Below are 11,466 nucleotides of genomic sequence, written 5' to 3'. Positions count from 1 at the left end.
GTGAATCACGTCAGTAGACGGTCGTCGAGGGCTATCCGCGCACAGGTCTCATGAGGTCGGGGCGACGCGACCGAGCCGCCGAGGTCCGGGCGACGGCCGAAGCCCGCATCGTTTTCCCGAGGAACCGCTTCGCGCATCCGATGCGAAGGCGGTCGACCGGCCGGCATCGGCAGGCGCTCGGCGTCACGGAGGGTTCCGATCGGGTCGGACCTCTCCGTGCCGGTGGCGTGGGGGCGGTGCGGGAGCTGCGCCGATCAGACGAAGACGGCGCGGTCCGGCTGGCGGGCGAGGAGCGCGGCCTGCAGCTTCTCCAGGGCGCGGGCCTCGATCTGGCGGACGCGTTCCTTGGAGATGCCGAGACGGGCACCGAGCGCTTCGAGCGTCTCGCCGTTCTCGGTGAGACGTCGCTCCTCGACGATCTTCAGTTCGCGCTCGTTGAGCACGCCGAGCGCCTCGCGCAGCCAGGCGAGGCGGCGTTCGCCGTCGATGTGGTCGCCCACCGTCTCGTCGGCGATCGGGTCGTCCGACATCAGCAGGTCCTGACGCTCGATGCCGTCCTCGCCTTCCACCATGGGGGCGTTGAGGGAGGCGTCCGGACCGGAGAGGCGAGCGCTCATCGCTTCGACGTCGCGGATCGAGACACCGAGGCGGTCGGCGATGGCGGAGAAGATCTCCGGCTCGGCGGCGCCGTCGAGTTCGCGGGCGAGCACGGCGCGCAGGCGGCGCAGGTTGAAGAACAACGCCTTCTGGGCCGAGGAGGTGCCGCCGCGGACGATCGACCAGTTGCGCAGGACATAGTCCTGAATGGCGGCGCGGATCCACCACGAGGCGTAGGTGGAGAAGCGCACCTCGCGTTCCGGCTCGAAGCGGCGGGCCGCCTCGAGCAGGCCGACGTGGCCTTCCTGAATGAGATCGGCCTGGGGCAGGCCGTAGCGACGGAAGCGGGCGGCCATGGCGATGACCAGCCGCATGTGCGCCGAGGTCAGGCGATGCAACGCCGCCTCGTCACCGTCGTCATGCCAGCGCACGGCCAGCTCACGCTCTTCGTCGCGTTCGAGATAGGGGGCCGCCATGGCGGCCTGAACCAGACGGCGGTGATCGCTCGTCGGATGCGTCATCTTCGGCCTCCTTCCGACGGTTCAAGGCCGTCGGCGCTCGGATCGGCGACGGATGATGAAGCCGTCGTCGGGATGGATCGGATTACGTGAAAATCCTGATCAACGCTCTTAGAGGAAATTCCGGGTGCGGTCGAGACCGCATGAGAACCGTTCTCATGTACGAAACGTCGCGGGCGACCATGGCGGGTTCATGGCGGAGAAGGATCCGGGGCGGTGGCGGCGAGAGGTCCCGAAACGCATCGGGGCCCGGATCGCTCCGGGCCCCGAGATTTCGTTCGGCGTCACGATCGGCGGAAATCCGCCGAATCCGGCCTCACGCCGCTTCTTCGCGCTCGTCGTCGACGTACTCGGCGTCGCCGGCGGTTTCGGCCTCGGCTTCGCCGGCCTTGGCGTTGCGGCGCGGGTTCTTCATCAGGTTCTGTTCGATCTGACGGATCGCCTCGGTCTCGGAAACGTGATCGACGGCGGCGACTTCACGCGCCATGCGGTCGAGAGCCGCCTCGTAGAGCTGACGCTCGGAGTAGGACTGCTCGGGCTGGCTGTCGGCGCGATAGAGGTCGCGGACCACCTCGGCGATGGAGATGAGGTCGCCGGAGTTGATCTTGGCTTCGTATTCCTGGGCCCGGCGCGACCACATGGTGCGCTTGATGCGGGCGCGACCCTTCACCGTCTCCAACGCCTTCTTGACGACGGAGGTCTCGGCGAGCTTGCGCATGCCGACGGTGGCGATCTTGGAGACGGGAACGCGCAGCGTCATCTTGTCCTTCTCGAAGGAGATGACGAAGAGCTCGAGCTTGTAGCCGGCGATCTCCTGGTCTTCGATACCGGTGATCTGGCCGACGCCGTGGGCCGGGTAGACGATGTGCTCGCCCGCCTTGAAGCCATGGCGGGTCTGGGACGTCTTCTTGATGGGGGTGGTGGCCATACGCCCGATACTCCTGTTCGACCGGCCCCCGAAGGAGCCTCGAAAGTGGGTCGCTTTCCCGCCTTCCGCACGAAGGTGGGCGCGGCGACAGGCACGCCCGTGCACCCCGGGCGGACCGGGGCGGCGAACGCGTGCTCGGTTACATGTTCAGTCGGTCCGGAAGGGCCTCTCCCACCGATGCTCCGGATGCGTCGCAAGAGTTTGCTTCATCTCGGGTTCGGTCGACGGAAGGTTCGACACGCACCGAGAAGCTGCGACGAGCAGGCCGGTCATCAGGAAACTCCGCTTGGGAGAGTCGGTGGGAAATTCGACTGCGGAGAAATGCATACCACAAATTACGGGTCTGCGGAAGCGTCGAGGGCCGCCGCTTCGTGGCGATCTCGCGACTCTTTCGCGACAAATCATGGCAATGGTGAAAATGCGGGCGTTCGGAGGCCGCCGAGCGGCGTGAAACGACGACGGCGCCCGAGTGGGCGCCGTCCGCATGGGTGATCCCGCGACGTCTCGACGCGCTGCGGCTGCGATGCCTGATCGCACGTCGAGGCCGGTCGCCCCGACCGGGCGGGTCCTGCGATCAGTCGCCCTGACCGGGCCGGTTCCCTTGTCAGTCGCCCTGACCGGGCCGGTTCCCTTGTCAGTCGCCCTGACCGGGCTCCGGCGAGAAGAACTTGGCGAGCTTGCCGGTCATGCCGTCGAAATCCTTGGCATCCGGGGCGTGGTCGCGCTTGGAGGTGAGGTTCGGCCATTTGGTGGCGTATTCGGTGTTGAGCTTCAGCCAATCCTCGAGGCCGCTCTCGGTGTCGGGCTTGATCGCTTCCGCCGGGCACTCGGGCTCGCAGACGCCGCAGTCGATGCACTCGTCCGGGTGGATGACGAGCATGTTCTCGCCTTCGTAGAAGCAGTCGACCGGGCAGACTTCGACGCAGTCGGTGTACTTGCACTTGATGCAGTTGTCGGTGACCACGTAGGTCATGTCGCTATCCTCTCGGCTTTCGCCCCGGACGTCGGAGACCGGCGCCCGGGTGGGCATTGGGCGCGCGGCACACACTCGGCGTTCCGGTTAGCCGAGAGCGCGAACTTGCGCAAGCGTGGAGGCGGGGCGGTAGATTGCGGATCCGCCGCTTTCACCGCGGTGCGACAAAAAGCTCTACGTCTCGTCGAAGAAATCGCCGGGTTCGGCGACCAGCCGGTCGATGGCGCGGCGCTCGCGCTTGGTCGGGCGGCCGGAGCCGGCGTCGCGGGTGGCGAGGGTGACGGTCTCGGGGCGGGGCTCGCGCGGTGGGCGGGGTGGGCTCAGGTCCTCGTAGAGGCGCGATGCGACCTCGGCCGAACCGCGGCGTTCGACGAAGTCGACGACCTTCAGCACCAGGACCCGGGACGGCAGGGTGACGGTCAGGGTCTGGCCGCGTTTCACCGCGGCGCCGGCCTTGGTCTCGCGTTCGCGGTCGACACGGACGTGGCCGCCCTCGATCAGCGACTTGGCGAGCTCGCGGGTCTTGACCACGCGGGCGTGCCAGAGCCAGCGATCGAGACGTTGGCGATCGGCATCCATGGTGCGCCTTCCGAGCCGCGCGCGGCGGGTGTCATACTCGGCTCGTGAAATTCGGTGAGGCCGAATTTCACGAGCGTTACGGCCCGACCGGCCGACGCCCTTCGGGCGCGCCTTCCCTCACGAGGTTTCGAACACGTCGAAGCTTCGTGCGTTCGGTCTCACTCCGACTTGTCGCCCTTGCCTTTCGATTCGAGCTCGGCCTTCAGCGCCAACAGGGCGGCGAAGGGCGAATTCGGGTCGATCGGTTTCTCCGGGCGCTTGCCGCGATCCTCGAAGCGCGGACGGTCGCGACCCTCGTCGCGGCGCGGGCCGCGATCGGAGAAGCGGCGGTCGTCGCGGCCGCGCGGACCTTCGCCGGTCCGCGGCGGGCGGCCACCCTCGCCGCGACCGGGCACCGCGGCGTCGCGGGCTCGACGGGCGGCGGCGTTGTCGCCGCGATCGCGGCGGTCACCGCGGTCGCCGCCCTCGCGGCGTTCGCCACCTTCACGGCGCTCACCGCGTTCACCGCCCTCACGGCGCTCGCCGCGATGGCCGTGATGACCACGGTGGCCGTGATGGCCGCGATCGAAGCGGCCGGGCCGCCAGATCTCGATTTCGATCTGTTCCGGTTCGCCGGTCTCGGCCGTCGTATCGGGCTCACTCGTCGCTTCGGCTTCGGCCGGGGCGGCTTCGGCGACGGGCGCCGCGTCTTCGGCCGGCGTCGGCTCGGCGGTCGGCTCGGTCGCCTCGATCGGGGCGGCTTCGACCGGCGCGGCTTCGGCGGCGGATGCCTCTTCGGCCACCGGCGCGGCTTCGGCCGCCGGTTCGGTGGCGGGCGCCGCTTCGCTCGGCACGATGGCCTCGACCTCGGCCACGGCTTCCGCCGGCGTCTCGGCCGGTTCGGTGGGGGCGGTCTCGGAGGAGACGATCTCGGGTGCGGGGGCGGCGGCAGCCTCTTCGGCGGTGACGGTCACCGCCGGATGGACGAGGCGGGGCGCCGGCTTCGGCACCTTGCGCTTCTCCGAGCGGTAGCCGAGCGACTTCAGCACCGAGGCGAAATCCTCACCCGAGCAGCCGAGCAGCGAGGTCATCGCCACGGTGACGGTGAAGGCGCCGCCGCCGGGCACCGCGCCTTCCGGCGGTGTGACGCTCGGGTCGAGCGGCTTCCAGGCGACGAGCGGGCGGATGATGTCGGCGAGGCGCTCGAGGATGTCGATGCGCACGGCGCGTTCGCCGCAGACCCGGAAGCCGGCGATGCGCCACAGCTGCTTGGGGATCTGCTTGTCGACGTGGATCGAGGTGCGGCCGGAGGCCGAGAGATGGTTGAGCTCGCCGGCCATGTGGGTGTCGACGTCGGCGTGGCCGAGCGACCACAGGCGGGCGATCAGCGCCGACGGCGCCGGCTTGAGGAGCGCCGGCACGAAGACGTGATAGGCGCCGAAGCGGACGCCGTACTTGCGCAAGGAGGCGCGCATCGTCTGGTCGAGGGCCTTGACCTCGTCGGCGATCTGCGAGCGCTCGAGCACACCGAGGGCTTCGACCAACTGGAAGGCGACACCCTTGCCGATGCCTTCGATGTCGGCGGCGTCGCGCAGGTCGACCAGCGGCTTCAGCAGGTTGGCGATCTGGGCGGCGATCCACAGATCGAGGCGGGCCTGGACCTTGTCGCGGGCCGGGCCGGTCAGCTGTTCGTCGGCGATGACCAGGACGGCGGGGCGGAGCGTGTCCTGTCCCGGGCCGAGCTTGGCGACGACCTCGCCGAGCCAGCGTAAGGACCCGTCGGCGGAAAGCACGATGTCGCCGTCGCCGGCGCGCGAGAGCCGGTCGGCGCGCGCCTCGATCTCGCCCGCCAGCGCCTTGGCCGCGGCGTTGCGCACCGCCTTGGCGTCCTCGCCTTCGCCGGTGGCGTCGGCGACGAAGCGGAAACCCGCCAGGTGCCCGATCCGGTGACCCTCGACGTTGACGTCGCCGCCGGTGGTGATCTCCGCTTCGATCATCGCGTTCTCTCTCAGACGTCTCATCAGGACGGAAGTCCGCCGATCCACGAACCGCCGTGTCAGGCTCTCGTGCAGCGCGTCGGACAGACGATCCTCGATCGCGCGTGTCTTGTCGCGCCAATGGACGGGGTCCGTCAACCAGTCGGGGCGATTGGCGACGAAGGTCCATGTGCGAACATGGGCGATACGGGCCGACAAAGTGTCGATGTCGCCGTCGGTCCGATCCGCCTCCGCCACCCGCTTGGCGATCCAGTCGTCGGGGATGGTGCCCTTTTCGACGAGGAAGCGGAAGAGGGTGGCGACGAGATCGGCGTGATTGGCCGGGGCGATCTTGCGATAGTCGGGGACCTGGGCGACGTCCCAGAGCAGCGCCACGCGCTCGGCACCGTGGGCGAAGCGGGCGATGTCCTCGTCGCGGGCGGCGAGCTCGAGGGCGTTCTGGTCGTCGGCGAGCGGGGCGCGAGTGAGGCCTTCTTCGCGCGGCGGCTCGTCGAGGGTGCGGCGCAGGGCGGCGAGAGACGAGAAATCGAGCGCCGGGTTGCGCCACTGCAAACGGGAGAGCGGCTGGAAACGGTGGGTCTCCAGTTGTTCCACCAGTTCGTCGGCGAAGGGATCGACGCGACCGGTGACGCCGAAGGTGCCGTCGCGCATGTGACGGCCGGCACGGCCGGCGATCTGGCCGAGTTCGGCGGCGTTGAGGTTGCGATACTGGTAGCCGTCGAATTTGCGCGACCCGGCGAAGGCGACGTGATCGACGTCGAGGTTGAGCCCCATGCCGACCGCGTCGGTGGCGACCAGGATGTCGACGTCACCGGACTGGAAGAGCTCGACCTGGGCGTTGCGGGTGCGGGGCGAGAGCGCGCCGAGCACCACCGCCGCGCCGCCGCGTTGGCGGCGGATCAGTTCGGCGATGCCGTAGACCTCCTCGCCCGAGAAGGCGACCACCGCGGTGCGAGGGGGAAGCCGCAGCAGCTTCTTCGATCCCGCATAGGTGAGTTGCGACATGCGCGGGCGGGTGACGACGTTGATGCCCGGCAGCAGCTTCTCGAGCAGGTCGCGTGCCGTCAGCGCCCCGAGCAGCAACGTCTCGTGGCGGCCGCGCAGGTTGAGGATGCGATCGGTGAAGATGTGGCCGCGTTCGAGATCGCCGGCGAGCTGGACCTCGTCGATGGCGACGAAATCGACGTCGGTGCGCCGCGGCATGGCTTCGACGGTCGACACCCAATAGCGCGGATCGTCGGGAATGATCTTCTCTTCGCCGGTGATCAGCGCGACGGCGGACTTGCCGGCCCGCTCGGCGATACGGCCGTAGACCTCGCGGGCGAGAAGGCGCAGCGGCAGGCCGATGAGGCCGGAGGGCTGGGCCAGCATGCGCTCGATGGCGAGGTGGGTCTTGCCGGTGTTGGTCGGCCCGAGCACGGCCGTGACCGTCCGCGCCCGGATCGACGGCGGCAGGACGGGCAGCGACGCGGCGGCGGAAGGGCGAGCGGTGTCTCGGGTCGGCAAACGATCGAGCCTGGCGGAGTCCGGGCGGCTTCGGACGGAACGGCCAGACCTCTAGCACAGGGTCGTGGCGAAAGCGCGATCTTTCGAAATCGTGAAGCTGCGAGGCGCCGTCGTCCGGCCCGGTCTCGGCAATCCCCCGGCAACCGGAACGAGTCTCGAACGAACCGCGTCCGAATCGCTGATCGCCGCGGATTCCGCTTCCGTTCACGGACGAGATACGGTGGTCGAACCGGGGGCGACCACGAAATCTCGAATCCGCACGGACTCTTGTGCCCTGTGCCCCGACGGTGACGGCAAGGGTTTCGTGCCGAAACGGGGCACGGTCCGGCGCCGTCGATGGCGGCAATCATCGGTTGCCTTTCCATGGACACGTCAACGAAGCGAAGGGGAGGTGAACGGACCGGCGACGAATCGCTGATCGCGATGAATTCCGGGTTCGTTCTCTCGAGATCGTGTGGCGACCTCGGGTGTCGCCGGTAGATCTGGAGACCGCCGGAACGGAGGTGGAGGTCGCCGCCGCCGTCGTCGGTAAGGAATACGCGCCGAAACGGGACGGGCTCGGGGTGGGCACCACGAGCGCGCCGCGGCGGCCCCTCCGACGTCTCTCGGCGAGCGACGTTCATTCTCGGAGCGAAGCGGGAACGAAGCGGCGACGAATCACATGTGTGTCAGATGTTCCACCGCCGTTCTCTCGAGATCGAGGGGGGCGTCTGCCATGGGACACGAGATGTCGGAGCGGCGCCGGGGCTTCGCGCCGTCGAACCCGCCGGCGCGTCAACCGAATCGTTTCGAAACGGAACGATGAGTGGGAGATGATCCGTTTCCGCCGGCGACGGCATCGTGAGGGCCGCGACGCGGGTTTCGGCGATGCGGCGTTCACACATCGAGCGAAGCGGGAACAGAGCGGCGACGAATCACCGACCCGGCGCGATTGCCGTTTCGTTCCCTCGAGATGTCGGGGTTGGGAGACGTCGCGCCTCGAGATCCGGGCGGCCGGCGGCGCGACCGTGCCGCGGGGGCGACCGTCGCGTTCACCATCGCGTGCCGCGATGGGACGATCGGTGGCTGCGCGGCGGCGGTCTCAGCGGCCGGTGGCGGTCTTGTCGGCGCCGATGGCGGCGATCTGATCGACCTCGACCTCGGCGGTGCCGACCAGGGTGCGCACCGACACCTTCAGCGGCACCCAGACGTCGGCCTTTTCGAGGTGGCCGAACATCACCGACAGGTCTTCGTTGGCTTCCATGAAGCGGGTGGTCTTGTGCTGGGCGCGGTGACCGGCGACGGGGACGTAGCGGGCGGCGCAGACGACGACCGGCCCGGTCACGCCGGGGCGTTTGTTGGGAAGCGTCGCCTTGGGCGAGAGGCGGATGTCGTAGCGGGTCCAGCCGTCGTAGATCGGCAGGGTGCGGTCACAGACCTTGCCGCCGTCGGTGGAGCCGGCGTCGGCCGGCATCAGGACGGCGCTGATCGGATCGAGCACGTCGATGCGGTGGCGCGGCTGCAACGGCACGAGGTCGGGGGTCTGGCGCGACGGCGGCTGGGCTTCGGCGGCCTTCACGGCGCCGCCCGCCATGGCGAGCATGACCTTGACCGCCTTGCGGCCCTCGCCGGAGGCGAGCGTGTAGGTCGAGGGCTGAGGGCGACCGTGTCCCAACTGGCCGGACGCAGTGGCGTCGCCACGGGCGCCGGCGAAGATGTCGACCAGACCGGAGGTGCGCCAGGTGACCTGCGAGGTGTAGCGATCGGCGACGGTGGTCAGGGTCATCTGGGCGCGCGCCACCGGTAGGCCGGCCAGCGTCACCGAGTAGCGCAGCAGGGTCTGCGGCTTCGCCGGCAGGGCGGCCTCGGCCGAGGCGGCGTCGGCGACGGCGGGCACGGCCAGGAGCAGGGCGAGGGCGGCGGCTGGCACGGCGAGGCGAGGGGACAAGGGGCTCTCCCACGAGGCTCTGGGCCCGGCGGGACGACCGGCGCCGGGTGAGCGCGAAACTCGCCGCCGAACCCGGCGAATCTGGGGCGGACGCCGCCTCGGCCTCCGGACGCCTTGCCAAGGCGGCGATCCGGCCCTACCACCCGAAGGACAACGTCGGAGATCCTCCGCATGGCTCGCGTCGTCGTTCCGCTGCCCGCTCTCGATTTCGACCCGTCCGAGGTCGCGGTCGGCTGGAAGATCCTGGTCTCACGCGGCCACGCGGTGGTGTTCGCCACCCCGGGCGGGCGACCGGCGAAGGCCGATCCGGTCATGGTCACCGGTCGCGGCCTCGATCCGTGGAGCGAGTTGCCGTTCATCGGACGCCTGAAACTCCTCGGCCTCCTGCTCAGGGCCAATCGTGACGCGCGGCGCGCCCATCTCGAGATGATCGGCGATCCGGCCTATCGCGCGCCGATGCGATGGGCCGATCTCTACGTCGAGGAGTACGACGGGCTCTATCTCGGCGGCGGACATCGGGCGCGGGGCATGCGCAGCTATCTCGAGAGCCCGGTGCTGCAACGGCTCGTCGCTTCGTTCTTCGCCGCCGACAAACCGGTGGCGGCGGTCTGCCACGGGGTGTTGCTGGCGGCGCGCAGCCGGCGGGCCGACGGACTCTCGGTGCTCCACGGTCGCCGCACGACGTCGCTCACCTGGAAACAGGAGCGTACGGCGAGCCTCCTCGCCCACATCGGCCGCTTCTGGGATCCCGACTACTACCGTACCTACCCGGAGGAACCGGGCCAGCCGCCCGGCCACATGTCGGTCGAACGCGAGGTGACGCGGGCGCTCGAGAAGCCGGAGGATTTTCGCGACGTGGCGCCGGGCGCGCCGTCGTTCCTGCGCAAGACGCTCGGGCTGTGGCGCGACACGATCGAGGATCCGCGCCCGGCCTTCGTGGTGGAGGACGGCAACTATCTCTCGGCGCGCTGGCCGGGCGACGTCCACACTTTCGCCGGTCGTTTCGCCGACCTGCTCGAGGCGCGGAGCCGCCGCGAGTGATACCGAGCCGACGATGTTTCGACTTTTTCGAAACATCGTCGGCGAAGGCAAGCCCGAACGGGCGTCGGCCGGCCAGGCCTTGACGCTCATGAAACTCGGACGAGTCCGAATTTCATGAGCCCAGTATGAGACGCCGAGCCGACCGGCCCGGCGGAGCGATCGTCGCGACCGACTTCGACTTGACGCACCCCGGCCCGATCACTATAGGAGGGCGACTTTTCCCACACCTCGTGAGACGTGGAACCCCGGGGTCCCTCGCGCGACCCCCACTCGAGAAGGATATGAACCCATGGCTCGGCGCTGCGAACTGACCGGCAAGGCGGTCCTGACCGGTAACAACGTCAGCCACGCCAACAACCGGACCCGCCGTCGCTTCCTGCCCAATCTCGTCGCCGTGACGCTGATTTCGGACGCTCTGAAGCAGAACGTGCGTCTGCGCATCTCCGCCGCCGCCCTGCGGTCGGTGGAGCATCGCGGTGGTCTCGATGCGTTCCTGGCGAAGGCTTCCGACTGCGAACTCTCCCCGCGTGCCCGTCTGCTGAAGCGTCAGATCGCTCGCACGCAGACCGCGGTCGCCGCTTGATCGGCACGGGTTGTATGACCGGTTCCGAACTTTCCGATCGGACCTACGGCACCACCCTCGAGGGCCTCGGGGGTGGTGTTCCGCGTTCGGCCTGGGTTTCGGCCGTCGCCGCCATGGTGGTGGTGGTGGTCGCCTCCAACGTGCTGGTCCAGTACCCGGTGACGGCGACGATCGGCGGGCTCGATCTCGCCGATCTGCTGACCTGGGGCGCGTTCTCCTATCCGGCGGCCTTCCTGGTCACCGACCTCACCAACCGGCGCTTCGGCGTGGTCACGGCGCGGCGGGTGATCTACGTCGGCTTCCTCCTGGCGGTGGTGCTGTCGATGGCTTTCGCCACGCCGCGCATCGCCGTCGCCTCGGCCTCGGCCTTCCTCGTCGGTCAGCTCCTCGACGTCACGGTGTTCGACAAGCTGCGCCGCGCGGTGCGCTGGTGGAAGGCGCCGTTCGTCGGTTCGCTGCTCGGCTCGGCGACGGACACCACGGTGTTCTTCTCTCTCGCCTTCGCCGCGGCCTTCGGCTTCATCGGGGCGACCGAGGAGTTCCCGGCCCAGGCCGCACCGCTCTTCGGCCTCCTGTCGGTCGAGGCGCCGCGCTGGATGAGCTGGGCGCTCGCCGATTTCGCGGTCAAGCTCGGCTTCGCCGCGGCGTTCCTGGTGCCCTACCGGCTGCTGATGAACGTGCTGTGGCCGCTGCCGGCGTCGCGCGCGACGGCCTGATACCGAAGGCCGAAGGTGCCGATGCACCCGGCCTTCGAAGACACGCGAATTTCTCATCTGCATCAGAGGTATGATGAGACCTGTGCGCGGATAGCCCTCGACGACCGTCTACTGACGTGATT

At 69.1% G+C, this 11,466-nt stretch carries 9 protein-coding genes; 3 read left to right on the top strand and 6 right to left on the bottom strand.

What is annotated here, in order from left to right:
* Positions 1–254: 254 nt before the first annotated feature.
* The 6 genes from V7Q42_RS20625 to V7Q42_RS20600 all read right to left on the bottom strand — a co-directional run bounded on the left by V7Q42_RS20625 (position 255) and on the right by V7Q42_RS20600 (position 9,004).
* Entirely contained in the window at positions 255–1,118 is an 864-nt protein-coding gene (locus V7Q42_RS20625; protein WP_333826149.1) for an RNA polymerase factor sigma-32, read from the bottom strand.
* A gap of 313 nt (positions 1,119–1,431) precedes the next feature.
* Positions 1,432–2,043, bottom strand: coding sequence for a CarD family transcriptional regulator (locus V7Q42_RS20620; protein WP_333826148.1), 612 nt, complete (start codon positions 2,041–2,043; stop codon positions 1,432–1,434).
* Between the two features lie 634 nt (positions 2,044–2,677).
* Positions 2,678–3,016, bottom strand: a complete 339-nt coding sequence (gene fdxA, locus V7Q42_RS20615; protein WP_333826147.1) for a ferredoxin FdxA — start codon at positions 3,014–3,016, stop codon at positions 2,678–2,680.
* Between the two features lie 174 nt (positions 3,017–3,190).
* Positions 3,191–3,595 (bottom strand): RNA-binding S4 domain-containing protein, encoded by a 405-nt coding sequence (locus V7Q42_RS20610; RefSeq protein WP_333826146.1) that lies wholly within the window; start codon positions 3,593–3,595, stop codon positions 3,191–3,193.
* 158 nt (positions 3,596–3,753) lie between these two features.
* Entirely contained in the window at positions 3,754–6,990 is a 3,237-nt protein-coding gene (locus V7Q42_RS20605) for a helicase-related protein (protein ID WP_333826145.1), read from the bottom strand.
* 1,168 nt (positions 6,991–8,158) lie between these two features.
* Complete coding sequence (locus V7Q42_RS20600) at positions 8,159–9,004, bottom strand: DUF3108 domain-containing protein (protein ID WP_333826144.1); 846 nt, start codon at positions 9,002–9,004, stop codon at positions 8,159–8,161.
* A gap of 171 nt (positions 9,005–9,175) precedes the next feature.
* Between V7Q42_RS20600 and V7Q42_RS20595 the strand changes: the two genes are divergently transcribed.
* The 3 genes from V7Q42_RS20595 (at position 9,176) to V7Q42_RS20585 (ending at position 11,344) form a co-directional block, all read left to right on the top strand.
* Positions 9,176–10,045: a type 1 glutamine amidotransferase domain-containing protein gene (locus V7Q42_RS20595; protein ID WP_333826143.1), complete on the top strand. Its 870-nt coding sequence runs from the start codon at positions 9,176–9,178 to the stop codon at positions 10,043–10,045.
* Between the two features lie 289 nt (positions 10,046–10,334).
* Entirely contained in the window at positions 10,335–10,628 is a 294-nt protein-coding gene (rpmB, locus tag V7Q42_RS20590; RefSeq protein WP_333826142.1) for a 50S ribosomal protein L28, read from the top strand.
* A 113-nt stretch (positions 10,629–10,741) separates the two neighbouring features.
* A complete protein-coding gene (locus tag V7Q42_RS20585; protein ID WP_333826150.1) occupies positions 10,742–11,344 on the top strand; it encodes a VUT family protein in 603 nt (200 codons plus the stop codon).
* The last annotated feature ends 122 nt before the right edge of the window (positions 11,345–11,466 follow it).

Origin of the sequence: Pinisolibacter sp., from assembly GCF_036782435.1 — a bacterium.
Classification (GTDB): Bacteria; Pseudomonadota; Alphaproteobacteria; order Rhizobiales; family Ancalomicrobiaceae; genus CALBKH01.
Note: the sequence above shows the minus strand (reverse complement) of the source record. Positions and strands in the feature narration are given on the sequence as shown.